General features: G+C 56.7%; 23 protein-coding genes. 11 read left to right on the plus strand and 12 right to left on the minus strand.

All coding sequences use genetic code 11. The features are described from left to right. Positions 1-271 precede the first annotated feature (271 nt). The 7 genes from ACR3FE_RS00215 to ACR3FE_RS00245 form a co-directional block, all read right to left on the minus strand. On the minus strand, positions 272-1,762 hold the full coding sequence (locus tag ACR3FE_RS00215) for an APC family permease (protein WP_458204469.1): 1,491 nt from the start codon (positions 1,760-1,762) through the stop codon (positions 272-274). A gap of 286 nt (positions 1,763-2,048) precedes the next feature. Next, entirely contained in the window at positions 2,049-3,047 is a 999-nt protein-coding gene (locus tag ACR3FE_RS00220) for an alpha-ketoacid dehydrogenase subunit beta (RefSeq protein ID WP_458204471.1), read from the minus strand. Between the two features lie 4 nt (positions 3,048-3,051). Next, positions 3,052-4,227 (minus strand): thiamine pyrophosphate-dependent enzyme, encoded by a 1,176-nt coding sequence (locus ACR3FE_RS00225; protein ID WP_458204473.1) that lies wholly within the window; start codon positions 4,225-4,227, stop codon positions 3,052-3,054. 137 nt (positions 4,228-4,364) lie between these two features. Continuing rightward, complete coding sequence (locus ACR3FE_RS00230) at positions 4,365-4,661, minus strand: acetone carboxylase subunit gamma (protein ID WP_458204474.1); 297 nt, start codon at positions 4,659-4,661, stop codon at positions 4,365-4,367. Then, entirely contained in the window at positions 4,658-6,610 is a 1,953-nt protein-coding gene (locus ACR3FE_RS00235; protein WP_458204476.1) for a hydantoinase B/oxoprolinase family protein, read from the minus strand. Before ACR3FE_RS00235 ends, ACR3FE_RS00230 begins: the two co-directional genes overlap by 4 nt. 2 nt (positions 6,611-6,612) lie before the next feature. Next, the gene (locus ACR3FE_RS00240) at positions 6,613-8,697 is read right to left on the minus strand and encodes a hydantoinase/oxoprolinase family protein (protein ID WP_458204478.1); all 2,085 of its coding nucleotides are present in this window, start codon (positions 8,695-8,697) and stop codon (positions 6,613-6,615) included. 171 nt (positions 8,698-8,868) lie between these two features. Further along, positions 8,869-9,414 (minus strand): cupin domain-containing protein, encoded by a 546-nt coding sequence (locus ACR3FE_RS00245; RefSeq protein ID WP_458204480.1) that lies wholly within the window; start codon positions 9,412-9,414, stop codon positions 8,869-8,871. A gap of 592 nt (positions 9,415-10,006) precedes the next feature. Here ACR3FE_RS00245 and ACR3FE_RS00250 point away from each other — a divergent pair. From ACR3FE_RS00250 to ACR3FE_RS00260, 3 genes are all read left to right on the plus strand, one after another. Beyond that, on the plus strand, positions 10,007-10,939 hold the full coding sequence (locus ACR3FE_RS00250) for a S8 family peptidase (RefSeq protein ID WP_458204481.1): 933 nt from the start codon (positions 10,007-10,009) through the stop codon (positions 10,937-10,939). Positions 10,940-11,041: 102 nt separating this feature from the next. Next, on the plus strand, positions 11,042-11,335 hold the full coding sequence (locus tag ACR3FE_RS00255) for an AbrB/MazE/SpoVT family DNA-binding domain-containing protein (protein WP_458204483.1): 294 nt from the start codon (positions 11,042-11,044) through the stop codon (positions 11,333-11,335). Further along, the gene (locus ACR3FE_RS00260; RefSeq protein WP_458204485.1) at positions 11,332-11,805 is read left to right on the plus strand and encodes a PIN domain-containing protein; all 474 of its coding nucleotides are present in this window, start codon (positions 11,332-11,334) and stop codon (positions 11,803-11,805) included. Before ACR3FE_RS00255 ends, ACR3FE_RS00260 begins: the two co-directional genes overlap by 4 nt. A 234-nt stretch (positions 11,806-12,039) precedes the next feature. Here ACR3FE_RS00260 and ACR3FE_RS00265 read toward each other — a convergent pair whose 3' ends face one another. Continuing rightward, positions 12,040-12,540 (minus strand): hypothetical protein, encoded by a 501-nt coding sequence (locus ACR3FE_RS00265; protein ID WP_458204487.1) that lies wholly within the window; start codon positions 12,538-12,540, stop codon positions 12,040-12,042. A 221-nt stretch (positions 12,541-12,761) separates the two neighbouring features. Beyond that, a complete protein-coding gene (locus ACR3FE_RS00270; protein WP_458204489.1) occupies positions 12,762-12,977 on the minus strand; it encodes a hypothetical protein in 216 nt (71 codons plus the stop codon). 87 nt (positions 12,978-13,064) lie between these two features. On the opposite strand from ACR3FE_RS00270, the gene ACR3FE_RS00275 reads away from it, so the two are divergent. From ACR3FE_RS00275 to ACR3FE_RS00310, 8 genes are all read left to right on the plus strand, one after another. After that, positions 13,065-13,772: a helix-turn-helix domain-containing protein gene (locus ACR3FE_RS00275; protein ID WP_458204491.1), complete on the plus strand. Its 708-nt coding sequence runs from the start codon at positions 13,065-13,067 to the stop codon at positions 13,770-13,772. A 59-nt stretch (positions 13,773-13,831) separates the two neighbouring features. Continuing rightward, positions 13,832-14,767 (plus strand): ABC transporter substrate-binding protein, encoded by a 936-nt coding sequence (locus tag ACR3FE_RS00280; protein ID WP_458204493.1) that lies wholly within the window; start codon positions 13,832-13,834, stop codon positions 14,765-14,767. A 33-nt stretch (positions 14,768-14,800) separates the two neighbouring features. Next, positions 14,801-15,412 carry an ABC transporter permease gene (locus tag ACR3FE_RS00285; protein WP_458204495.1) on the plus strand — a complete coding sequence of 204 codons (612 nt, stop codon included), beginning with the start codon at positions 14,801-14,803 and terminating at the stop codon, positions 15,410-15,412. Positions 15,413-15,417: 5 nt separating this feature from the next. Further along, positions 15,418-16,395, plus strand: coding sequence for an ABC transporter ATP-binding protein (locus ACR3FE_RS00290; protein ID WP_458204497.1), 978 nt, complete (start codon positions 15,418-15,420; stop codon positions 16,393-16,395). Then, positions 16,388-17,080, plus strand: a complete 693-nt coding sequence (locus tag ACR3FE_RS00295; protein WP_458204499.1) for an ABC transporter permease — start codon at positions 16,388-16,390, stop codon at positions 17,078-17,080. The genes ACR3FE_RS00290 and ACR3FE_RS00295 overlap by 8 nt, the downstream gene beginning before the upstream one ends. A 40-nt stretch (positions 17,081-17,120) precedes the next feature. Then, the gene (locus ACR3FE_RS00300) at positions 17,121-18,620 is read left to right on the plus strand and encodes an HAL/PAL/TAL family ammonia-lyase (RefSeq protein WP_458204501.1); all 1,500 of its coding nucleotides are present in this window, start codon (positions 17,121-17,123) and stop codon (positions 18,618-18,620) included. A 935-nt stretch (positions 18,621-19,555) separates the two neighbouring features. Beyond that, a complete protein-coding gene (locus ACR3FE_RS00305) occupies positions 19,556-19,819 on the plus strand; it encodes a hypothetical protein (protein ID WP_458204503.1) in 264 nt (87 codons plus the stop codon). A gap of 248 nt (positions 19,820-20,067) precedes the next feature. After that, positions 20,068-20,424 carry a hypothetical protein gene (locus ACR3FE_RS00310; RefSeq protein ID WP_458204505.1) on the plus strand — a complete coding sequence of 119 codons (357 nt, stop codon included), beginning with the start codon at positions 20,068-20,070 and terminating at the stop codon, positions 20,422-20,424. Positions 20,425-21,485: 1,061 nt separating this feature from the next. On the opposite strand, the gene ACR3FE_RS00315 is transcribed toward ACR3FE_RS00310, so the two are convergent. The 3 genes from ACR3FE_RS00315 to ACR3FE_RS00325 form a co-directional block, all read right to left on the minus strand. After that, positions 21,486-22,499, minus strand: coding sequence for an MBL fold metallo-hydrolase (locus ACR3FE_RS00315; RefSeq protein ID WP_458204507.1), 1,014 nt, complete (start codon positions 22,497-22,499; stop codon positions 21,486-21,488). A gap of 55 nt (positions 22,500-22,554) precedes the next feature. After that, positions 22,555-24,234, minus strand: coding sequence for an ATP-dependent DNA ligase (locus ACR3FE_RS00320; RefSeq protein ID WP_458204509.1), 1,680 nt, complete (start codon positions 24,232-24,234; stop codon positions 22,555-22,557). Between the two features lie 73 nt (positions 24,235-24,307). Then, on the minus strand, positions 24,308-24,784 hold the full coding sequence (locus ACR3FE_RS00325) for a hypothetical protein (RefSeq protein WP_458204510.1): 477 nt from the start codon (positions 24,782-24,784) through the stop codon (positions 24,308-24,310). Positions 24,785-24,799 lie beyond the last annotated feature (15 nt).

Consider the following 24,799-nt stretch of genomic DNA (forward strand, 5'->3'; position numbering starts at 1 on the left):
AGGGATGGAGATTACCATCCGAATCGAGTCGATAGGAAAAGCGATGGTAGCTCACGATTCACGACAGCCGAAAAATCGTGTGAATCGGTCAGGACTGCACTCCCGATCGACTCCACGCTGCCGGCTTCAGATAGAATCTCTTCGGAAGGAGCGTCGTCCATGCTCCCTTCCACGCATCATTTCGGATTGGATCGCCAAATCGTCCTCGTGGTCGCGATCGTGTAGCGAAAGGCCATCGTACGAAATCGGTTCTCGTCAGTATTCGAGACGTTCAGTCATCGGGCCGAACAGTCGGAGGAGTCGTTCCATCCTCAGTGTCTTCATACAGTTCATGGAGTTCCTGCCAGTCATCGATTTCGATGCCTTCAGAGCGGAGGTACGCACGGTAGCCAAAGAAGATGAGCGAGCCAACGATGGCCCACACGACGATGAGGAGCGCCGCACTCGAGGTCAGGCCGTCGACGACGTTCCCACTCATAACCTTCGACAGCGCGGGGCCGATCGAACTCAGCGAGAGCGTCTGCCAGGCGAACACGCCCATCGAGATGGCACTCACGATCGCGATGAAGCTGAGCACTGCTGGCTTGAATCGAAGGTCACAGCGGTTGTACAACTCGGGATTGACGTGTGGCAATGCGAGCGCTGACACCGAGTGCGCCGTATACATGAGAAAGAGCGCAGCGAGCGCGATGAGAAGTGCGAAGTTGAACGTCGACGTGAGGATCAGAACAACTGCCAGGCCATACGTAATGCCGAGGCCGATATCCGGGGTGTGGAATCGCTCGTTGACGTGGGTGAGAATCTCCGGGACGATGCGATCTTCACCAAAACTATAGAGGATGCGGCTCGGCACCATGAACGTCGAGTTCATACTCGTCGCGTATGCGAGCATGCTCCCGAACGCGACGATACCTGCGGTTCCGACCGGGAAGTACGTCTGGGCAGCGGCCGTCAGCGGACGCTCCGCGTTAGCGACCTCCTGCCACGGCATGGTTCCCAACACGACGATCGCGACGAGCGTGTACAGAACGCCGACGAACACGGTACTGTACCCGAATACCTTGGGGAGCGTTTCTCGGGGGTTCTCGGTCTCACCGGCGGTCTGCGCGAGGGCTTCGAATCCGATGTACGAGAACATCAGTGCCGCCGTTCCCTGTAGGAGGGGGCCAGCGAATCCATCACCATACAATTGCTGTGGGAAGAGCGGACTGAAGTTACTCGTATCGACGAACAGCAGGCCGGGCACTGCGAGCACGATGAGGATTCCAACTAAGACCGCGGTCAGGAGTGCCTGCACGTTCCCAAACAGATCGACGCCGGCGAGATTCAACGCGAAGAACACGGTGAGCCAGAAGATAGCCCACCCGTTGGGTGAGAGAAACGTGAATGCATCGAAAAACCGCATCGCCTCGCCGAAACCGATCGAGAGGACGGCCAGTGCACCGATGAACGAGACCCACTTGAGCCACATGAAGAGATACCCACCGTACAGTGAGTTCCACGTCCGTGAGATGTGGACGTACGCGCCACCCGGATGCTCTCCGAGTGGACTCGACATGTACACCGAATACACGAGTGCCGTCGTGACGATGATGGGGATGCCGAGGATGAAGCCGATGGGAACGGCAGGGCCCATCACACCGGCGGCCTGCCCGGTTACGACGAAGATGCCCGCTCCAAGCATCGTTCCAACGATAACTGCTGCACTGTGTACCCAGTTCAATTCACGAAGTAATCCGTTACCCTCGTTATCTGCTGGCATACATCATGGTAATTCGTGACATCACTTATCTATTATTGATAAACGTGATATAGGGGTTCTATGGTCGGGAAATTCGGAGGGAAAATAATGCGTTTCGACTGGTCTTCCTGCAACGGACCGACAGGGAGATTTCAGTTGGCGAACCCCAGCTGGGTCTGTCGTCCACACCCGCGTACTCGCTGGTCACGTTGGTGGCCAACTTACCGACGAAACAACGGCTAGTATCAGTGCTTTTCGCGCTCTCATCGTGACGTTTCAGCACCGAGAATATGTGACCGGTGGCGTCTCACACGTTCAGGACACGTTTGGCCGCCTCCTCGATTCGAGGCGGTTGTGGGAGGTAGAAGTCTTCACGTCCGAGCATCGGGATGGGCGTGTCGAATCCGGTGACGCGCTCGATGGGCGCTTCCAGATAGTAGAGTGCTTCCTCGTTGATGCGGGCGATGAGTTCACCCGCGAATCCGCCGCTCTTGGGTGCTTCGTGGACGATGACGACGCGCCCAGTCTTCTGAACCGAGTCGATGATGGTCTCCGTGTCGAGTGGCGATATCGTTCGGACGTCCACGACTTCCGGGTCGATACCGTCGTCCTCTAGGTGGTCGGCTGCCTCCAGCGTCCGTTGCATCATCGCGCCCCACGAGATGAGGGTGATGTCCTCACCGTCGCGCCGAACCGCCGCCTCACGGAGTGGAATCTCGTAGTCATCGTCGGGAACCGACTCGCGGAAGGTTCGGTACTGCAACTTCGGTTCGAGGAACAGTACCGGGTCTGGATCCCGGATCGCCGAGATGAGAAGGCCCTTCGTATCGTACGGGGTGCTCGGCATGACGACCTTCAATCCGGGAATGTGGGCGTACGCCGACTCCAGACTCTCGGAGTGATGTTCGAGCGCACGGACGCCGCCGCCATACGGTGTTCGTATCACCATCGGGGCCGTTTGTTCGCCGCGAGTCCGCCACCGAATCCGGCTGGCGTTCTGCACGAGTTGATTGAACGCCGGTGGGATGAACCCGGAGAACTGGATCTCTGCAACCGGCCGATAGCCCCGGAGTGCCAGTCCGATCGCAGTCCCCGCGATGGCGATCTCCGAGAGTGGGGTGTCGAGGACGCGCTCGCCTCCGAACCGTTCCTGGAGGCCCTCGGTGGCGCGGAAGACACCGCCCTGCTCGGCGACGTCTTCACCGTAGACCATCACCCGCTCGTCGCGTTCCATCTCGGTCAACAGTGCGTCGTTGACCGCCTCTACCAGCGTGAGATTCTGCGTCTGGGTTCGTTGTTCGCTCATCGAATCACCCCTTCGGTCGCTCGTCGATGTAGTCGTACGCGTCGGGCCGCCGTTCGAGGAACGCCTCGAACTCCGCTAACTGCTCCTGGAGTTCGGGTGGCAACTCCTCGTAGACGTATTTGAACATCTCATCGATGCCACCGGGGTCGAATGCGTCGGCCTCTGCTTTCGCTTGCTCGAACTGCTCGTTGGCAGTCTTACGAATGGCCTCTTCGTCGATCGCATCCCAGTACCCTTCTGCCTTGAGGAATTCGCGGAACCGGCTGACTGGTTCTCGCGTTTCCCACCATTCGACTTCGGACTCGTCACGGTATCGCGTGGGGTCGTCGTTCGTGGTGTGGGCGTCGAGTCGGTAACTCACGGATTCGACGAGCACCGGACCATCGTCGGCCGCTCGGTTACGGGCGCGTGTGACTGCGTCATAGACTGCGAGCACGTCGTTGCCGTCGACGCGGATGCCGTCGAAGCCGTATGCGATGGCTTTCTGGGCGACGGAGTTGGCGTTGGTCTGCTTGTCGAACGGCAACGAGATGGAGTACTGATTGTTCTGGACGTAGAAGACCGCCGGAGCGCCGATGACGCCAGCGAAGTTCATCCCCGCCTGGACTTCGCCGGTACTCGGATGGCCCTCTCCCATCATCATCATCGCAACCTCGTCGGCATCGTCGCGCAGCATCCCCCACGCGTACCCGACGCCGATCGGAACGTGCGTCCCGATGGCGATGGCGATGGGGAACGTGTTCGAGTCGGGAAAGCGGTTTGCGTCCTCCACACCACGCCAGTACAACAACAGGTCCCGAAGCGACATCCCGTTGATGAGCATCGCCGCTGGTTCCCGGCCATAGGGGAACAGCCAGTCGTCTTCGTGAAGGGCGGAGGCAGCTCCGACGATGCTCGCTTCCTGTCCACGCCCAGAGGCGTAGGTACCCATCTCACCACGGCGCTGGAGTTTAACCATGCGTCGGTCGACCACTTGTTGGACGACCATCCACTCGAAGAGATCGCGATACTCATCTGTGGTCAGGTCAGGAACGCGGTCGCTGTTGTACGACCCATCCGGATTCAGAATTCGGTACCTGGGTGGGACGTGCTCACCCTGGCTGTGGACACACTCCTCGAACGAAGAGGTACCCTCACCGAATGCGGTTTCGCCGAGTTCGTGTAGTGGTTCTTGACTCATATTGTCACTCTTTCACACAGTGGTTTCCGCCGCTGTTACCGATTGCCCGATTCGGCACCGCAGACTGGTCTCTGACGCCGGAACTCAGACGACCACCGCCGACAATCGCAGTGGATGGCCGTGCAGGTCGCGAACTATCAGTCGATATACAGTTGTTTATCATGAATCGGCTCGAGTTCAGCCTGGATCACTTCGTTGGTGAGCAACGTCGCACAACTCGGGCAGTAGTACTGGCGGAACTCCAGTTCGTCGTCGACGTACTCTGTCGGGTCGTTGACCAACGGGCCAGCCTCCGCTACCGGTTTTCGCTCACAGAGCGCGTGGAGTTTGTAATTCTCGTCGGCATCACACAGTTCCCCGTCGCAGTTCCGACAGACGATCGTCCTGGAATCGATGTCGACGGCGAGGTTTGCATCGAGCGGCTGGCGGCTCATTCGTGCTCACCCCACTTGTCCGCGGACAATCGATCGTCTCGTATCTCGTCGCGCCGTTGCTCGGTTGCCGCCTCGTCCACGTCGCCGTCGTCGATCACGACGCCGTAGGTTCGGTGCGCCTCGGCTTCGGAGACGTAACCACGACGAACGTCGTCAGCCACTCGCTGTGGGTCTCGGTCGATCGGATCGCCGTACCCTCCGCCACCTTGCCAGATGCTGTAGTAGACGTCATCGGCGTTCTGGACTGGATTGGCCTTCGGCGAGAGGATGTCGCGGTCACCGTCGATCTCGGCTCGATCCGCGGGGATGGTATCTGCGCCGAGTAGATCATCGACGTTCGACTCGCGAATCAACTCGTAGCGAACCGTGTTCGCGGGATAGCCGCCTGCGATGCCCTGGCTCGTGGGGACGGCCGCACCGAACGCCGAGTTGACGTGGGAGATGGGCGCGTCAGTGTCGTGGGGGCGCCAGCACATGCTTGCGGTGACGCCGCCGCGGTATTCACCGGGGCCTCCAGAGTCGGTTTCCTCTTTGCGATACATGTAGAGCATCGGGAACGCGAGTTCGTTCGATTCGACATTGGGCGCGGCACCACCCGGTGCGGCGAAGATACCCGCCGTGTTGATGCCGTCAGCGTGGGCTCGGGCACCCCACCCGCCGGCCATCGGATCCATGAACTGGGTGACGAACTGGTCGCCGCGCTGGTCAAGACCCATCGCATTCATCGTCACCCACGACCCGGACGAACCAGCGACGAGATTCTCGCGCTGGTCGTCACTGGCGTCTAACATCTTCGCGATCGTCTGCGTCGAGAGGTTCACCGTATGCCACGTCCCGGCGATGGCGGCCATCCCCGTCCCACCGGGGAACTCCGCATTCACGGTGATACCGTCGTCGGCCTCGAAGTCGAGGACGCGGTAGATGCCGCCGAGTGCCCACGGGATATCGTGGCACAGCAGCGGCAACACCGACGTCGTCAGCCCACCGCGCATGCCGGCATACGTCGTGTTGATCATCCCGGCCTGTTGATCACCCGAGACGCGAAATACGAGTTCATCGTCTCGCTTTTCCATCTCGAGGTGCGTTCGGTAGACGCTCCGGTCGCCCGCTTTCGCCACGTCCTGATAGCCGACGTGGCGCCAGACACCGTCGGGAAGGTCGCGCAAGCGCGCTCGCAGCGAGTCTTCTGCGTAGTCCATCGTCTGTTTCATCACCGCCTTCACGGTGTGTGCGCCATACTCGTCAATGAGGTCGTGCAGTCGGTCGATCGCGACGTTGTTGCCCGCGATCTGTGCGCGGAGATCCATCCCCACCAGTGCCGGCGCGCGAGATTTGCGGAGCATGAGATCTTCGACATCGGTGCGAAGGTCGCCATCTTCGACGATCTTTATCGGCGGCACCGGTTCGGCCTCCGCGAAAGCGTCGTCGTCCTCGATGGCGAACGACCCGATCTCGTTTCCACCAACGTCCACCTGATGGAGCGTCGAGGATACCCAGCCGAACAGTTCCTCCTCGTGGAATATCGGCGCGAGAACGACGGCGTCGTTCTGGTGAACGGCACCGATCCACGGGTCGTTACAGAGGAACATATCGCCGGGTTCGATACCGGGGTTTTCCGAGCGTTCCTCGAGGATCCACTTGATGATGAGATCGGTCACGCTCGCGTGGAACATCACGTACGGGCCGAAACTGATGGTCTCGCCTACCTCGTCGGCGATCGTGACGTTGAAATCGTACGCATCGGTGACGATGGGTGAGCCACTCACCTGTTTCAGCGTCGTGCCCTGTTCGTCGTTGATCTGCCCGAGTCGGTGTCGAAGTACCTCGAACGTGACCTTGTCCACCTCGAACCCATCGGGCAGGGTGTGGAACGTGACATCGTCTGCGACCGCCGACTCGTCGAGTTCGGTTACTGCACTGTACCGTTCGTGACCTGGAATGAGCGTCATCGTTACGCCTCCGTGATGATGATGTTGCCGTGTTCGTTGACCGCTGCGTGCTGCGTGGGCCGAACCGTTACCGTCGTATCCGGTAGTTGGATAACTGCTGGCCCCGAGATGTCCACACCTGCGCCAAGTCGCTCGCCGTCGTAGATGTCGGTCTCCACGAACGCGGACTCGCCGGGCCAGTACGCATCCCGCGTTCCGGTCTGTGCGTCACCGGTTTCCGTGACGCCAGTTCCGAGCGTCGGGTCGACCGTCTTCCCGCTGGCCAGAACGCGTTGATTGACCAGTTCGACCTGTGCCTGAGCATACGTCGAGCCACTCCCGTACAACGACTCGTACCGCTTCTCCCACCGATCGACGATGTCCGAGACATCCTCGTCGGTCAACACTCCGGAGGGGACGCTGACGGACACCTGATGCACCTGGCCGTTGTATCGGAGATCGATCTCACGGGTGAAGACCACGTCCTCGGCATCGAACTCCTGTGCCGCGAAATCAGTCCGAATCCGCGCTTCGAGCTCTTCGTACGTCGCGGTGAGGTCGTCCGGGTCGAACGGGGACAGCGACGGGTTCGACACCTCCTCGACCCACGAGAGGTCGGAGGTTGCGATACCGAATGCGGAGAAGACGGACGCCGTATCGCCCAACGGAACGACGATCGACTGGGCACCGAGGTCGTCACCGTAGAATGGCGCATGTAACGGCCCCGCACCACCATACGCGAGAATCGAGTACTGTCGCGGGTCGTGGCCACGCTCGATCGTTATCTGCCGGAGGAGGTCGGCCATCGCGCCATTGACTATCTCGAAGACGCCTGCGGCCGCCTCCTCGACGTCCATCCCAAGCGGGTCGGCAACGTGTTCACGCATCGCCTCGCGAGCCGCATCGACGTCGAGCGAGCGGCGGCCACCGAGGAAGTAATCGGGGTCCATGTAGCCGAGCAGGAGGTCGGCATCGGTCACCGTCGGTCGCGTTCCACCCTGACCATAACTGGCCGGACCGGGGTCAGCACCTGCGGATTCCGGCCCGACCCGGAGTGCGCCCCCCTCGTCGATCCAGGCGATGGAGCCGCCACCACTTCCGATCGATTCGATGTCGACAGAGAGTTGGTAGAGGCTGTATCGCTGGACGCTTGAGGTGGGTGTCGTTTCGAGTTCGCCATCGTTGACGAGTCCGACGTCGAAACTGGTTCCGCCGACGTCGGTACAGATCAAGTTCGGCTCGTCGAGGGCAGCACCGAGTGTCTGGGAGCCGATGACACCCCCTGTCGGCCCCGACATGATGGTCGCCACCGCTTCGTCGGCGGCCGTGTCGATGGGCATCGCCCCACCCGTGCTCTTCATCACGTAGATCGGCGAGTCGAGGCCATGTGTGGCGAGGCGGTCGGCGAGTTCGGTCGTGTACTGTTCGAGAACCGGCGCTGTGTACGCATTGACGACGGTGGTCGCACCGCGTTCGTACTCACCGAGTTTCGGGACGACCTCGTGTGAGAGATAAACCGGCAGGTCTGGTGCGATCTCTTCGGCCAGTTCGTTCACGCGTCGTTCGTGCTCGTCGTTCTCGAAGCTCCACAGGAGATTCACTGCCAGGCAGTCGACATCGTCGGTGAGATCTGCTATGGCTTCGCGCACCTCGCTTTCGTCGAGGGAGACGATCTGTTCACCCTTGTAGTCGGTTCGTTCGGTGAGTTCGCGGATGTGCTTTTTCGGGACGAGGGGCTTCGGTTTCGACTGCCCGGCGTAATGTTGCATCTCCTCCTGTGACAACCCCGCTGTCCGGGTCGTGGTTCGGCCGATGTGCAGCGCATCGCCATGCCCTTTCGTCGTGAGGAGGCCGACGGTACTCCCGCTCCGTTCGAGGACGGTGTTCGTCGTCAGGGTCGTCCCGTGAAAGAGGATTTCAGTCTCTGAGAGGACATCTCCTAGGTCTCGGCCCAGATTCTGGGCACCATTTCGAAGGGAGTCGACGACCCCTTCAGCCGGGTTGTCGGGCGTCGTCCCCGCTTTGCCCGTTACACGCGACCCATCATCGTCGACGATCACCGTATCGGTGAACGTCCCGCCTGTATCCACGCCGATCACGTATGCCATAGGTCAACATCCACCACTCTTGCAAAATATCTTGTGCGAAAGATTCAAATACCGAAATTCGTGGCGCTCGATGCCATTCGATGGAGAATTCTGTCACCGCTGTGGATGGACTTTCTCTCCCAGATTTGCGTACGGTACGTCCTCGATTCGGATGGAGACGGTCGGTTCCCGCTAGAATCGATCGACAGCCTGTTGCTGTTTCTCGTGGACGACTCCACGGAGCGTATCGATCTCGAGCCCTGGATTCGTCTCGGAGTGTTGGTCGGATTCTCCAACCATCTGTTCGACCTGTGGGACGATGATCTGTCGATAGATGACGTACAATCGCAGCGTCTCTTCGCCGACGGCTTTCACCTTGTTGTGCGCGCCCGGTGGCAGATAGATCATCTCGCCCGGGCCAGCCTCTGTCGTATGCATCTCTCCATCTTCGTCCTTGTAGGAGATCTCGACCTGGCCGGTCACCGGCATGTTGATCTGGTACATATGCGGCGTGTGGGTATGCCAGTCGAGGACGCCGCCTGGCTCACTCTCCATGTACGAGATGTTGAGATCGTTCGATCGAAAGAGATGCGACGTGAAATCCGGCGGACGCTCGTCGTCCTCGCCGAGACTGTCTTGGTCGTCCATCTCGGAATACAGGTCGATGCCCGCGACATCGTCGACCCTGATCTTGAAACCTTCCTGTGGGAGAAACGAGTCGAAATTCGGAATCTCCATGATTATACACTCGGAATGGCCCCCTATTATTGTATCGGAGGTTTGAAACCATTACTGCCGGTGGGGTGGGGAATACAGTGTCGTTGATTGATAGTCAAGGAAATAGCGAGTATAATGTATCTCACCTGTATTTTTATTATTAATCATGTATACTATGTGAGTACATCTCTACCATAGGAGATGGGAGAATAACGAAACCATGACTACCAACGTGAGTCGCCGGACGATACTTCGCGGACTCGGTGCAGGAGTACTAACATTCGTCGCAGCCCGCCCTGTCACTGCGGGAGACACTGAACGATATATCGTAACAGGGATGGCAAATCCGTCACACGGCACGTCGAACAGGCCGGATATACTGTCCAGCATTCGCTTGCCAATGATACCGTCCATATCGTCGTCGGTTCAGCAGAGACACGTTCGAAACTGGAGGATATTTCCAGTGTGAACCAGGTCGTCCAGGATCTCCAGTTCGAACTCGAACGCCCCGTGAAACAAGAGAGTGCTGAGACGACGACCGATGAGGACTTGTATGGCTTGCAATGGGATAAGCAAGTCACAGACGTCGCGACGGCCCACGAGACAGTAACCGGTGCAGACACGCATCGCCATCATCGACACAGGAATCGATGTGTCACATCCCGATCTCGAGGGTAACGTGAATGCGGACGAATGTCGGTTGTTCAAATACGGTGAGATCACGCCAGATACCACGGACGTGTACGGTCATGGGACACACGTCGCCGGCATCGCCGCTGCGAGCAATGACGGAACGACCGGAGTGGTCGGAACTGTACCAGATGCTGAACTCGTCTCACTCCGCGTGTTCTATTACGATGACGTGGACGGCGACGGGACTGCCGAACTGACCACGATAACCAGCGACATCCTGCTAGCGATCGACTACGCTGCCAGTCTCGGTGCCGATGCGATGAACATGAGCATCGGGACACCTCCGCTTCCACCCCACTACAATCAGTATGGATTCCGGCAGGCATATCGGCTGGTCATCGAGGATGCAGTCCGTCGCGGGAGTGTCGTCGTCGTGAGTGCTGGTAATGCTGGTACCGATCTCGGCAAACACGGGCTGTTCACCACGCCAAACAGTGTCCCAAGTGCGATGAGTGTCAGTGCAACTGGCCCCAACTATGCGTTGGTCTTCTACTCGAACTACGGCACGAGCGAAGTCGATATCGGTGCTCCTGGTGGTGGGTACGAGACGCTCGAAAAGACGCTCTCCGATGAGACGGAGTGGCCGTTCCCGACGAATCTCGTCCTCTCATCGGTACCACCTGAGCTGTACGATGCGTATTACGCCTATTTCGCTGGTACTTCGATGGGTGCACCGCAGGTCACGGGGACGGCCGCACTCGTCCGGTCGAAATTCCCTGAATTGCCCACAAAGCAGGTCGAACAGGCACTTGAACAGGGTGCTGACCTCCTCCAGGGCAAGAATGACTCCGAACTAGGCGCTGGTCGAGTGAACGCGACGGGCGCCCTTCGCGAAGCCGAGAAGTTCCGATAGTAGCGACACAAATCCGTATTTTATGCCTTCTATGCGTTTCCGCTGGGGGGAACGATCACCGTAATACTCATTGAGTATTACTTCGTAGTGTCTGATGAAGCTATGCCACGCGTCACTACGAAAGGACAAGTTACCATTCCAAAGGAGATTCGCGACGCCCTTGGAATCGAACCGGGCGACGAACTCACCTTCGAGAAGACCGACTCCGGCTACGAGATACAGAAAGAAGAACCGACTACGGCAGAGGGTGACGATCCGTTCGAGAAATACCGTGGTAGCGCCGAGAGTAACGAGACGATGCCCGAGCGGATGCGTCGGCTCCGCGGTGAATACCCACGTGACGTCAGTGATGAGTCGGATGATGACGCTGACACCGACCCGGAGGCAGAAGCGTGATCACGGCGGTCGATACGAACGCCCTCCTTGCGATTTTGTATGAAGATGACTATACGGACGCCAGCGAAACAGCACTCAGGCGTGCGTACCAAAACGGGAAAGTAGTCATCACGTCGATCGTCTTTGCCGAGCTTGCTGCTGATGGTCATTTTGATACCGCCTCGGAATTGAATCAGTTTCTCGAGGATTTCAGTATCCAACTCGTGGAACCGTCCGACGAGGCGCTCTTCCGGGCAGGCCAGCAGTTTCAGCAGTACACCGAACGACGGCCAGATGGCCTTCAGTGCCCCTCGTGCGGTGGAAAGCAGACTGTCTCCTGTGAGCAATGTGGCGAAGCTCTTGCCCCGCGGCAGCATATTGCTGCTGACTTCGTAATCGGTGGCCATGCGGTCGCCGACGCTGAAGCACTGGTCAGTTTCGACAACGGGTTTTACGAGACGTATTTCCCTGCCCTAACTGTGTACCAGTGATCTCCTCAGCATAAAGCTCTCTGACTGGTTCCGTTCAGGTAGCAGATTTTCCCATACGTGAATAGAGAGCGTAAAGACAGCAGTCTATTCCGGCTTGTGAGCGATGTAGAGAAAGGCCGGTGAATACGAGAGAAACTTGTCATTTCTGACGAGATTCCATACCGTAAGTAAAGAACTGACCACCCAATATACGAATCAAGTGGTTTCTTGAGAAATATCTTCCTTTCTATCCTCTCACTTATTGTCGTCTCTTGTAAACATCTTTTTATAAGCGTCATCAGTGCCCTCATGGACAGTCTTAACTACAACATGTGAAGGAATGGTTGCTTTGAAGGTTACATTGACTGTATATGCAATAGTACCCGCTTGCAGTGAGCAACCACCTTCCTCGATATGATCATCAAGAACCACAACATAGAGCGTCTCTGATTGTTTGTCATAATTAAGGGCCTTAAGTTTGATTTCACTACATCCTCCACCGCGAACTCCACCAATGACGCGAACACATTGTTGTTCCGGATTAAATTCGACATATGCAATATCATTTGGTTGTTCTTCTGGGTCGTACTTTCCAAGTTGATCACTGTTGGCGAGTTCAAACTGATACTCTTCGATGTGGGGGCCAGGAGTCAGTGAAAAATGTTGCCTCGAAGGATCAGGGCTGTTGATAGTAAACAATGCACTTGAGCCAATGATTGGCACTGAAAGACCGGCTAGAAATGTTCGACGTTTCATAAACTAAAATAGAACCTGAAAGGTAAATAAGACAGGGTCAGTAAAATCCACATTTGAATGTCCGAAACACCTAAATGGGGTAAATTATCTAATAATTTATAGTAGTGTGTCTATCATTTTTTAGATGGTGTACGGTTGATAACGGTAATCAACTTCTAAGGCGTGTGCGGCTTCAATCGGAAGAAGTATTCATTAAATACTATACTACGTATAATGAATGATCAAAATAGATAATAAACGCGGAGGCGGACGTCACTCTTCGAGCGCGTCTGCAACCGCTTCAATGGCTTCGATCGGGACATCGTGTTCTGTTGCGATCTCCTCGGCCTTCGCGGGAGAGAGTCGACCGTCTCACAGGCCTTGTCGAGCGTTGCTTCCTTGTCGTGATACACCGGTTCGACCTGTGCTGCTGCGAGGGTGAGGGATTCTCCAGCCATGCTATATGGCGTGCTATCACACCACAAATAGACTTCGCCGCGACTATTGCTGCGGATTTATGGTTCTCTTGGAACAAGGGAAGTGACATGCTCACGGCTCGCATCAGTATTGAATATCCCCACGACTGGACATCTGCAATCGGGGAACTCGGTGTTCAGGGTGATATCTACACTGCGACGCTTCACAAGCGTCACTACATGGGGCTGATTCGTATCCACGGCGAGCGGATCGATGACGCACTCGAGCTTATCAAGTCGGCAGAGTATCATACGAGCTTCGAGGTTATCGAACAGGTCGAGTACCGAGAGATGAGTCAAGCATCGATTCTCGTAACGGCCGAACTGGCGCGCGAAACGCCGTTCACGGTGCTCTTAGAGAACGGATACATGCCCCTCGACCCAACGGTGCTTCGGAACGGGCGCGAATATTTTGATCTTATCATTCGGAATCGGGAGCGCCTCCTCGAATTGATTGACCGCCTCGATGCGATCGGCACTGTCACCATCGAGCGAGCGGTCTCACAAGTAGAACTTCCCATCCAACCCAATCCAGTCGCATGGAGCAACCTCCGATCCGACCTGACCGACCGACAACTCGAGGTACTCACACTTGCCGTCGAGCAGGGATATTTTTCGATTCCACGTCAGGCAACGTTGGACGACCTTGCGACAGCACTCGAATTACAAAAAAGTACGGTCGGAGAGCATCTTCGGCGTGCCCTCGGGCGTCTAGCGCAGTTTACCGTCGAACACAGTCGTTCGTGGCCGGTTCAAAATGATGATAAACACTTTTAAAACACCCTATGTGTACGACACAATCGTTACCGCAAAACTCTCGAAATGAGTGACTAGGTATGTCAGACCATATCACTCGGCGTTCCGCACTCAAAGTAGGCGGTGCGGCTGTCGCTGGAATGTCAAGCGGAGGCTGTCTCAGTCTCATCCAGGGCGGGAGTGGCAAATCCATCGTCGTCTCCTCGAAGAACTTCACCGAACAGTTCATCCTCAGCCAGCTTAGCATCAAACTGCTCGAGAACGAAGGCCACGAGGTGAAAGATAAAACTGGCCTTGGAGGATCACCTGCGAACTTCAAGGCGGTGAAAAACGGCGAGTCGGATATGTACTGGGAGTACACTGGCACGGCGTGGTCGAACGTTCTCAACAAAGAATCGCAGGTGAGCGACCCCCAGAAGCTCTATAAGAAGGTCGATCAGGCGTACAATAATAAGTGGCAGATAGATTGGCTACAAAAGGCCCCATTCAACAATACATACGTCATCATGGCCAATCCGAAGTGGGCGAAGAAGACGGGCGTCGAGAGCCTCTCGGGATTGGCGGAGTACGTGAAAAACAACGACACGACCATCAAGGTCGCGATGAACCCAGAGATGGAACAACGAGAGGATTCGTGGGGTGGCCTACCTGAGGCATACGGCTTTGCCGATGCAGCGAACCAAAAGATGAAGCCTGTGACGATGAAGATCGGCCTCGCGTACAAGGCTGTTGCGAACAACCAAGCGCAGTTGGGATTCGGCTTTGCGACCGATCCGAAGATTCAGAAGTACAACCTCCCGATCATCGAGGACGACAAAAACTTCTTCATCATCTACAACCCCGCGCCGAACGCCCGTGATAAGACATTCGATAAATCGATGAAATCGACGGTCAACAAGGTCGCACCAAAACTCGACACGAAGACGATGCAATCGCTGAACGCGAAAGTCGACATCGACGGAAAAGACCCTGCCGTCGTCGCGGAGAACTTCCTCAAGCAAAAGGGTCTCATCTGAACCATGGTTTCGGTAGCCAGTGTCAGCAGCTGGATGACGGAGAACAGCGGGTTGTTACTCGAACAAGCGATCCAGCATCTCAACATCGCTTTGACAGCCCTCTTTTTCGGGATATTGCTGTGGATACCTGCTGGCGTGCTCGTCAGACGGAACGACCGCGCCGCCGAAATATTGCTCGGGACGGCAGGAATCATCCTCACGATTCCCAGTCTCGCGCTCCTCTCGCTTCTCATCCCGGTCGTTGGAATCGGTGTCCCGGCGGCGATCGTTGCGTTGACCCTTTACTCGGCGTTACCGATCGCGCGGAACACGTACGTTGGTTTGACGAACGTCGATCCGTCGATGGTCGAAGCCGGGCGAGGACTCGGGATGACGGATCGACAACTCTTGTTGCGAGTCCGTACCCCACTCGCGCTGTCGGTCATCATGACGGGCATTCGCCAAGCTGCGGTGTTGCTCGTCGCTATCACGACGGTCGCAGCGTTCTTCGGTGCTGGCGGGCTCGGGAACAGCATCTTCGCTGGTATCCGGCTCGATAACCCAGATCAGATCGTCGGCGCAGCACTCGTCATCTCGAGTCTTGCCATCGCAATCGACTCGGGATTGTACGGACTTCAGAAAGTCCTTCCGGGAACGGGGGTGTAGCTCGCATGATCACGTTCGAAAACGTTTCGAAAGTATACGACGACCAAACCGTCGCCGTCGAAGACGTCAGTTTCGATATCCCTGCCGGTGAGACCGTGACGATCGTCGGTCCATCGGGGTGTGGAAAGACGACAACGATGAAGATGATAAACGGGCTCATCGAACCCACCGAGGGGTCGATTCTCATCGATGGGACGCCGCTCGCAGAGCGAGACCCGATCGAGCATCGACGAAATATCGGCTACGTCATTCAAGACATCGGCTTGTTCACGCACATGACGATCAGGGAGAACATCGGAATCGTTCCGGACATCTCCGGATGGGACGACGAACGGATCGACGATCGCGTCGACGAACTGGTCGACCTCGTCCGACTCCCGCCGTCGGTGACGGATAACTATCCGAGTGAACTCTCCGGAGGACAACAACAACGTGTTGGCGTTGCGCGGGCGCTTGCAGCGCATCCGGATATCCTCCTGATGGACGAACCGTTCGGTGCCTTAGACCCGATCACACGCGAGCAACTTCAAGACGAGTTCCTCGAAATCCAGCGCGAACTCGACGTCACGATCGCGTTCGTTACACACGACATCGACGAGGCGCTCAAGATGGGCGATCACGTTGCGGTCATGTACAACGGCGAACTCGTGCAGTTCGATACGCCACAGGACCTGCTGTCCAATCCCGAAAACGAGTTTGTCGAGGAGTTCATCGGCGAGGATCGGCTTCTCAGGCGATTGCAGACGGTAACCGTTGGCGAAGTGATGCAAACGACATCGGCGGCTGACCACGCCGACGCTGGCCCAACACTCCGCTCGGATACGTCACTCAAGGCCGCACTTCAGGTCCTCCTCACACAGACGCAGGACGCAGTCCCCGTCGTCGACGAGGGAGCGGTCGTCGGCGAACTGAGCGAACGAGACATCAAGACAGCGTTGGATATCGACTCGACCGATCTCACGAAGGGGGCATCACATGTTTGATACCATCCTCGCGGGCCTTGCAACCGGCTGGATCGAGTACATCCTCCGCAATCAGAACGAGTTTGCATCGTTGCTCTCGTCCCATCTTCGGATGGTGTTGATCGGGGAGTTTGCAGCGATCCTCGTCGCCGTTCCCGCAGGAATCGTGGCTACTCGCTACAAGATACTTGGCAGAATCGTGATGAACATGGGTGCCGTCGCACAAACGATTCCCCCACTCGCCGTCATCGCCCTCTCGTTTACGTTTCTCGGGCTCGGCCAACGCCCAGCGATCCTCGCGTTGTTCTTCTACGCATTGCTCCCGATACTGAAAAACACTGCTGCAGGAATCCGGCAGGTCGACGGCGCCCAAATCGAAGCGGGGCAAGGCATGGGGATGACGGAACGCCAGCGTCTCTGGCGGATCGAACTTCCCCTCGCCAGCCCGGTGATCTTCGGTGGGATTCGAACCTCGACGGTCATGAGCATCGGCGTCGCGTATCTGGGGGCGTTTATCGGCGCTGGCGGCTTTGGAAAGTGGGTGATCCTCGGCCAGCAACGCTTCCAACCCGAGATCCTTCTCGCCGGAGCGATTCCGGGGGCCCTTCTCGTCATTTTCCTCGACCAAGCGTTCGCACGATTGGAAGGCCATGTGACTCCCTCTGGCGGTGTCACAGATGAAGGAACTGCTGCCCAAGCCGCCTAGTATCGCTCACCTACCACGTTACCCGTCTACAAAACCGATAATGATAGAACTCGATGGAACACTTACGATAGCAGACGTCATCGCAGTCGCGCGCGATCACGAACCCGTCCAACTGACACAGAACGCAGCCGAAACGATGCAGGCATCTCGCGATGCCGTCGAATCGATCGTCGATTCCAAGGAACAACACGTTTACGGTGTCAACACTGGTCTCGGCGATCTTCAGGACGTCTCCGTTTCACGACAGCGATTGCGACAGATGCAAGAGAACATCATCGAAAGCCACGCGGCTGCGGTCGGCGACCCAGCACCAACTGAGGTCGTCCGAGCAGCGATGCTCGTTCGAGCAAACGCACTTGCGATCGGCGTGTCAGGTGTTCGACCGGCATTGGTCGAACAGTATTGTACGTTGCTCAACGAGGGCGTGCATCCACAGATGCCACTCGCGGGGAGCAGTGATGACCTCGCTGCAGGTGCTCACATCGCACTTGTACTGATGGGAAAAGGCAAAGCGGAAATCGATGGAGAGACGCTCGACGGGTCGGCTGCCTTGGAGTCTGTCGGAGTGCAGCCACTGCAGTTCGAACCCAAAGAAGGGTTGGCTAGCATCAGTGGCACACCGATCATGACCGCCATGCTGTCCCTTGCCGTCCACGACGCCGATGTCCTCGTTCGGGCAGCTGACGTGATCGGTGCGCTGACCTTCGCGTTGCTGGGAGACGCCGCTGAAACGTTCGATGAGCGGATTTCTCACGTTCGCGCCCACGACGGGCACGCTGTCTCGGCAAGCAACGTTCGGTCGATACTCGGTGACGACGACGATCAGTCACTCCAGATGCGACAAGACCCGCTTTCACTTCGCGTCATCCCACAAGTTCACGGCACAGTCCGCACGCACGTCGACTTTGCTCGGAATATCGTCGAGGATGAACTCGAAAGCGCCAGTGATAACCCACTCGTCTTCCCCGATGGTGAAACGTATTCGTGTGGCGCGTTCAACGGCCAGAGTATCGCGAGCGCAGCCGATACGCTCACGAGTGTCGTTACGAAGTTGGGTTCGATCAGCGAAAGTCGAACTCGACAGCTACTGGAAGAAGAAGGAAGTAACGACGTCGCGGCATTTCTCACGGCGCGTCCGGGCGCAGAGTCCGGAATGATGATTGCACAGTACACTGCCGCTGGCTTGGTTGCCGAGTCGGTGATGAACGGCACGATGAGCGAACATTCGATCACCGTCTCCGCTGGACAAGAGGACATCCACAGTATGGGAACCATGGCGACGCGGACGCTTCGCCAAACCATCCGGAAGGCACAGCACATTCTTGCAATCGAGATACTCTGTGCGGCACGTCGATTTAGATTGGCATCAGATACCACGTTGAGCGATGCGCTAACGCTCGTCATCGACCATCTCGACCAATCTATCGGCATCCCTCACGATGACACACCCCTTGGTGACATCATCGATTCGACTGCCGATTTCATCGCAATGGGGACGATTCATGAGACCGTGAAAGAGGCAGATGTTCACTTAGAGTAAGTGCTCCAATTCTCGATCATCCCGCCGATGATGGCGTGAAATCGGGGTACGCAGACAGAACAGCTCCGAAAAGGGTAATCGACAGTGCATTGTACGAAACTGCGAGTGGGCCATCTACCATCGTCGAAAGACCGACTAACAGGAGTGGAACACCAATGACGGTCGTTACTCGCCGCTCCCAGTTCGGCACGAGCTCTCGATGATTTTTCTCCGGGTATTTGAGGAGCTTCCAGACCGATCGACCAACGAGACCAACGATAGACACTGAAATAAGGTTGTTTACAACCTCGGCCAATACATACATAAGTAATGTGCTACTTTAATAAATTAAAAATGTTGCGAATGTGGATACGCATAATTGTTGCTAGGCCTGAAAAGGTATGGAGGAAGTCCAAATTGAAATGTACCAGATTGGAGCACGTGCATTCGTAGTTCAGCCATTCCGAGCAGTGTGTGAGAGACTGGTTACAATGATTTATTCTCTCTCGTCCTGGTCTACCTGAGTTGGTGACAACCGACTCCATATCTACCTGCCCCCTATCAACGGAATGGGCAGCACGAAGCGCCAGCAAATCAAGAGCGAAAAGCCACTAGCCACCAACGAGTACCTGTCATCCAGAACGCCCCAGTCATCACGATTCGCCACCAACTGTGCATGGGGTTTTGCCACGACTGGGGTGTCGCGAACTTCATACATTCCATATTTCCACGCAAAGTCCAAAATTGCAGCCGATGGATTTCTTGGTTGTGCTGATTCCCGGCCGACACAACTACTGGTGTTTGTGACCGCTCAACCATCACGTTGAATCACACTGATTGCCATTCATCGTCACCGTCGTTATACTGAGTCCGGTGAAATAGATTTCAGTAACTTGCTCTACATAAATGTAATTCAGCTTATACTTATGGAGATAGCCGTCCATCATCTAGCTGTGATGAGATCGATACCAACGCAGTTGCCGGACAGGCAACAGACTCCAGCCTCGACGCACGGTTTTCGAACGACGATCATGGGGTGGGCAGCAGCGTATCTGGCGTTTCTCGCCATACTGTTTGCCGTCTCGTATCCCGTTATGATTGGCAGTGTGATCGCACTGGCTCTCGCAGTCGCATTCGGCAGTCGTGTGATGCGTCGTCGTCGGGAACACAGCACCCAGCGAGTCTGCATCCCGGCCACAGATGTCTGTGTGGAGATGTGATCTTCACGTAGTGGATTGTCGTCTTCTGTTCTGATCAAACGCTATTCTTGGCGGTGTTCGCAGTTGTTCCACCCATCGGAATTGCAATTGCCAAGCGAACACGGTGCAGGTCTCGACGTAGTATTCCGAAATCCGTCTTCGAGACCGGGCATTGTAGACGGGTGAGGTGGCGCACAAGACGACCCCGAGTAACCCTGCACGATAATTCATGCAGAATTCTTTCTTCGGTGACTGTCGTACCTGCGACGATGCTCGTACACGTCCATCAGTACCAACACGAACAGGTCGAAGACGGGAACCGAACGGCAGGAGAGTCACAGACCGAAGACTCCGTCAACAAGGATACAGAGGAATACTTCGGCACCTCCATGAGCGATTTCGACGTCGAAATCTGGGAGACAGTCGAGCACGAGGACGACCCGATTCAACGTCGTTCGATCACTATCGATGAGGTCGTCGCGCTCTCCGTTCCGGAGGAACCGGCAGACGACGATGATCCCGACCTTCCCGGCCAGACGATCCAGATTCGGACGGGTGGGGAGGAACAATTCATCCCACAGGCGGAGATCGTCGAAGTGCAGGATGCAAACCCTGACGAGGCATAACCTTCGGAACGCACTTTTACTGGACGGGTTGCCTGTTGCTCGTCGGTGGGGGTTCTCATCTACCGGGCGGTGCTACCGTTCTTGGCAGGGCATCCAAAACGTCATCTGCTGTCTTATGAACCGATTGCAGAACGCATATACTCCCGCCCAATGTTTCACCACCTCAGGTAGGGTACATGAGGTATTTTTCGGCTACCATCTGGAAAATGAAGCAGTCGGTACGTGCCCGCTAATCAGCCAGCCATAGGCGGGTTTTGAGAGATTAGTCATAATTATTTTCTCGTATTCTAGTCTTGGTCTATCTGGGTCGGTTATCATCCGCTCCATACCCCACCGGCCCTATCAGCGGAACGGAAGCACACAGCACAGGCAAAACAAGAGTGAAACGTCATTAGACACCAAGCGTGTGTCTGTCGTGGAAACGCCCCAGTCGAAACGATTTGCCACCATCGACTCACCATGGAGTTTCGCCACGACTGGGGCGTCGTGCATTTTGTTCCTCGTTACCCCGAAACAGTAGATGATAGACCGCTTGGTCGTCCCGCTGGTCGGCTGCACGGTCGGTCGTCGTCGTGTCTTCTCACCGACTGGGCGGTGCTGACGGTCGGACGATACTATTTGATCGAGTGAAGAGAAGTGCCCAAACCGGGAACGGTTCGGTGACGAAGCAGATATCGCTCTCAGCGAGGCATCCAAAATGGCATCTACTGTTTTTTGAACCGGTTGCAGAAAGCATATACCCTTGTCTGCCCTATAATTAACTACCTCAGGTAGGGGTACGTGAGGTACATGAGGTACATTCTTTTGACTCCGATTCTGGAGAGGTGTCACAAATTTCATCCGACAGATGGACAGTAACCGAGGCAAACACAGACAACTGTCGATGACGAGTCCATTCGTCGTCGACGGAGGTCACCCCAATAGTCCACAGATAATAAAGACACAGGCGACGAGAATACTGAGAAGGTTCGATCCAACCCCGTCGCTGGCTAGCTGCACAATTTCTGGCCCGGGTGCACTCCAAATCCCCATGACGACTTCCTTTAGTCGCGGTACAGTAGTCAAAACTCATCGAGTGACGTCTGATTTTTCTTAAGCGAACGTGCATCGACGTCGAATTCAGCGTCGATGTACGCAGCGAACTCATCGGCGAACCCGTGCTGTGTGTACACCCGACTCGGATTCACGATTTCGACGGTCGTAGTGAGTTCCGAGAAATCACTGTGGTCGGATAGAACGAACGTCTCGTCGAAGTCGCCGCGATACTTGAACGAATCCTCGATGGCCCATCCAGAGAATCCGGCTTTCATCGCACCCGTGGTTTCGACGATGTGATCGACGAACGAGAGTTTGTTCGTCTGGGCGGGAAGGACCAATGCGTCACCTGGCCCGATCGTCACGTCCCGCCCGTAGGGCTCAGCGTCGTACGTCACATCACGGGCATCCGCGATGATTTCGTTCAGTCGGTCGATGGCCTCCGTCACGAACAATCGCTCACGCTCGGACCGGTTGACGAGCAATTCGAGTTCCTGTGCGCGTCCAAGTGTGTATCCAAAGAGGATGACGGGCGTGTCGTACGTGTCGTTGAGCCAGTCGACGATTCGGCGCTCTAGTGTCTTCTGATCCTCGAAGACGTATTCTGGTTTTCCGTACGTCGTCTCGGTGATGAGCACGTCGACGTCGTACTTGGCGGCGACCATTTCGGCGTCGAACCCGTCGAGCGCAAATCGATCTCGCGTCGAAAAATCGCCGGTGTAGAGGTACGTCGTTCCATCACTGTCTTCGACGATTGTGGCGCGTGATCCGGGCACGTGGCCTGCAGAGACCTGTTCGACCGCTGGGTGTGTTGTGCGGGGAAGCAATCCTTCGTCCTTTCGTCGAGCGGTAGCGAGACGGGCGGTGAGATCCGAGCAGATCACGCCAGCGGGCGCCTGCGTATAGAGGTGATCGCCATGGGCGTGGCTGAGGACGATGGCGTCGCCGGTTGGTTCAGTAGCGTCTGCGACGACCGTCTCACCAGTCGTGAGGTCGATTCGCACTCCGTCGCGGAGACTGACCGACGCCTCTGCTGTCATCGAATACCACCGTCGCGGCTTCTGTTCGAGAGGAACGTCTCGCCTGTGATGTATCTCATTGTGTCTTTTGCTCCTGATAGAGGCGTTCGACGCGTTCGAACCGGTCGGCGTCTTCGGGCTCGAGATCTTCACGGAAGCCGCCGAATCGTGGGAACCGGAGGGCGTACCCTGAATCGTACGTGGTCGATCGTTGAATCTCTTCGTACTCGACCTGGATGACGACCTCCGGGCGAAGTCTCGCTGTTCGACCATCGACTGACTGGATCAGCGGTTCGAGTTTTTCCGTGATTTCGCGGAGTTCTGCGTCGGTCAGTCCCGAAAACATTCGTCCGACCTCGCGCAGTTTCTCACGCTCGTGATCCCAGCAGGCGAGTCGCAGCCGACCGAGCCAGTCGCTCTTTCGACCCTCGCTCCATTTCGCACCCACGACCACGAGATCGAGTGGTTCCATCGTCGGTTTCACTTTCAGCATGTAGCCAACGCGTGAGCCGGGCTGATAGGCCGCGTTCGCGTCCTTTACAACGAGACCTTCCTGACCGGCCCCAAGTGCGTCATGATAAAACGATTCTGCATCGTCCACTGATGCTGGTCGGAGATTTTCAGCCCGCTTGACCGTCTCTCCATCGTGGTCGATAAGCCGCTCGAGACGGTCGATTCGCTCAGTGAGGGGCGTTTCAACGAGTGACTGGCCGTCGTGATAGAGCAGGTCGAAGACACGGACTGTCACGGGGTACTCCGTCGTCATCTCCTCGATGTCGTTCTTTCGCTTGATACGCGTAGAGAAGTCTTGGAAGGGGATCGGACTCCCCGTCTTGGGGTCGTAAGCCACTACCTCAGCCTCGATGATGGCGTTCTCGGCCGTGATTTCTTCGTGAACAGCACCGACGACGTCCGGGAATTGGATCGTGACGTCTTCGAGTCGCCGGGTGAACACTCTGACGTCGTCGCTTCGAACGTGAATCTGCGCTCGCATCCCGTCGTACTTGTACTCGACGAGTGGCTGTTCGATCGCCTCGAGTGCATCCGTGACGGTCGCGGCTTTCTGTGCGAGCATCACTTTCACCGGACGGAACAGTTCGATTTCGAGATCATCGAGTCCGTCACGCCCCCGGTCACGTGCAGTTTCGCCGACGATTCGGAAATCGTTCGTGACCTCGTAGGCTCGTTCGACTGCTCTGACTGCTTCCTCGGAGTCATCCAGAAACGCCATAGCCAGTGCGTCACGGATCGTTCCTTCGCCCACTCCCAGTCGCAGTGCGCCGACGATAGTCCGAACGACGTAGCGTGCCTCGTTCGGATCGGCGTCTGCAAGCAAGCCAGCGATACCGGTAGTGCGTCGTTCTTGGCTTCCGGCCCCTTCGTATTCGGCGAGTCCACGGAGGGTATCGTAGACGGTGCGAACGTCAAGCGTGTTCGAGACGAGCGTGGTCTGGAGACTGTTTTCGACGGCGTTTGCGGCAGCATCTCCCAGATCCCCTGTTTCACGCCACCACGACTCGATCTGCTCGTCGTCTATTCCGGTAGCGCCCGCGATCGCCTGCATCGTGAGCGACGAAGAGACGCCGAGGTCATCGGTCTCCCACGAGGCAAACAGACGGCCACGAGCGAGTTGGGTGAGCTCCGGCAGCAACTCCCCCGCATCCTCGAAGGTATCGGCTAAGATTTCGGTCTTCTCGAGCGTCGAGGATGTCGCATCGAGACGGTCGTACACCGCAACGAGACGGCCGTATTCCATTACGAAGAGTACGGACAGAACCCGCAAAAGGGCACGGCTTGCGATCTAAGTCCCGGTATCGTCCAGCGACTTCTCACTCGTCAATGCTTGGAATCGTGAATTCTCGGGGCTCACCCTGAATCGGAACGGAACCGATGGTGTCCGGAAGACGTGCCTGTGCTTGGTACGTATAGGTGTTGCCCGGCTTGAGCCGCCATTCCTCGCTCTCTTCGCTCACTCCCTCTTCTCCGTATACGAACGTCAGTGAAAACGCAGGGCCTTCTTGGTCGTCAGGTGGTAACCGTGCTGGTGCCGCCGTCGGATTCCAGAGTTTGATCTCCTCGCCGATACTCCCGGACATCGTTCCTTTCTTTTTGTAGGTAAATCCCGCCCAGACAGACTCGTGACCGGCAAAGTCAGCCATGGTTCCATACAGGGTGACTCGTTTCTTTCCTGCCTCGGCACCCATCGTCACAACCTGGCCTGTTTGCTCTCCACCTGACCCTGCTCCAGCGACGAGTCCGCCGAGTGTACTCAGTCCAACGACGCTCGCGGCTGCTGTGCCAAGCACTGTTCTTCGTATCGA

It is taken from the genome of Haladaptatus rarus, from assembly GCF_054177585.1.

What these genes read in the sequence shown, in the direction of transcription:
- ACR3FE_RS00230 (WP_458204474.1), bottom strand. Translation starts at nt 4,661, where the DNA reads ATGAGCCGCCAGCCGCTCGATGCAAACCTCGCCGTCGACATCGATTCC.
- ACR3FE_RS00245 (WP_458204480.1), bottom strand. Translation starts at nt 9,414, where the DNA reads ATGGAGATTCCGAATTTCGACTCGTTTCTCCCACAGGAAGGTTTCAAG.
- ACR3FE_RS00290 (WP_458204497.1), top strand. Translation starts at nt 15,418, where the DNA reads ATGATCACGTTCGAAAACGTTTCGAAAGTATACGACGACCAAACCGTC.
- ACR3FE_RS00220 (WP_458204471.1), bottom strand. Translation starts at nt 3,047, where the DNA reads ATGAGCGAACAACGAACCCAGACGCAGAATCTCACGCTGGTAGAGGCG.
- ACR3FE_RS00225 (WP_458204473.1), bottom strand. Translation starts at nt 4,227, where the DNA reads ATGAGTCAAGAACCACTACACGAACTCGGCGAAACCGCATTCGGTGAG.
- ACR3FE_RS00285 (WP_458204495.1), top strand. Translation starts at nt 14,801, where the DNA reads ATGACGGAGAACAGCGGGTTGTTACTCGAACAAGCGATCCAGCATCTC.
- ACR3FE_RS00265 (WP_458204487.1), bottom strand. Translation starts at nt 12,540, where the DNA reads ATGAAACGTCGAACATTTCTAGCCGGTCTTTCAGTGCCAATCATTGGC.
- ACR3FE_RS00255 (WP_458204483.1), top strand. Translation starts at nt 11,042, where the DNA reads ATGCCACGCGTCACTACGAAAGGACAAGTTACCATTCCAAAGGAGATT.
- ACR3FE_RS00270 (WP_458204489.1), bottom strand. Translation starts at nt 12,977, where the DNA reads ATGGCTGGAGAATCCCTCACCCTCGCAGCAGCACAGGTCGAACCGGTG.
- ACR3FE_RS00235 (WP_458204476.1), bottom strand. Translation starts at nt 6,610, where the DNA reads ATGACGCTCATTCCAGGTCACGAACGGTACAGTGCAGTAACCGAACTC.
- ACR3FE_RS00320 (WP_458204509.1), bottom strand. Translation starts at nt 24,234, where the DNA reads ATGGAATACGGCCGTCTCGTTGCGGTGTACGACCGTCTCGATGCGACA.
- ACR3FE_RS00315 (WP_458204507.1), bottom strand. Translation starts at nt 22,499, where the DNA reads ATGACAGCAGAGGCGTCGGTCAGTCTCCGCGACGGAGTGCGAATCGAC.
- ACR3FE_RS00280 (WP_458204493.1), top strand. Translation starts at nt 13,832, where the DNA reads ATGTCAGACCATATCACTCGGCGTTCCGCACTCAAAGTAGGCGGTGCG.
- ACR3FE_RS00215 (WP_458204469.1), bottom strand. Translation starts at nt 1,762, where the DNA reads ATGCCAGCAGATAACGAGGGTAACGGATTACTTCGTGAATTGAACTGG.
- ACR3FE_RS00275 (WP_458204491.1), top strand. Translation starts at nt 13,065, where the DNA reads ATGCTCACGGCTCGCATCAGTATTGAATATCCCCACGACTGGACATCT.
- ACR3FE_RS00300 (WP_458204501.1), top strand. Translation starts at nt 17,121, where the DNA reads ATGATAGAACTCGATGGAACACTTACGATAGCAGACGTCATCGCAGTC.
- ACR3FE_RS00240 (WP_458204478.1), bottom strand. Translation starts at nt 8,697, where the DNA reads ATGGCATACGTGATCGGCGTGGATACAGGCGGGACGTTCACCGATACG.
- ACR3FE_RS00310 (WP_458204505.1), top strand. Translation starts at nt 20,068, where the DNA reads ATGCTCGTACACGTCCATCAGTACCAACACGAACAGGTCGAAGACGGG.
- ACR3FE_RS00305 (WP_458204503.1), top strand. Translation starts at nt 19,556, where the DNA reads ATGAGATCGATACCAACGCAGTTGCCGGACAGGCAACAGACTCCAGCC.
- ACR3FE_RS00295 (WP_458204499.1), top strand. Translation starts at nt 16,388, where the DNA reads ATGTTTGATACCATCCTCGCGGGCCTTGCAACCGGCTGGATCGAGTAC.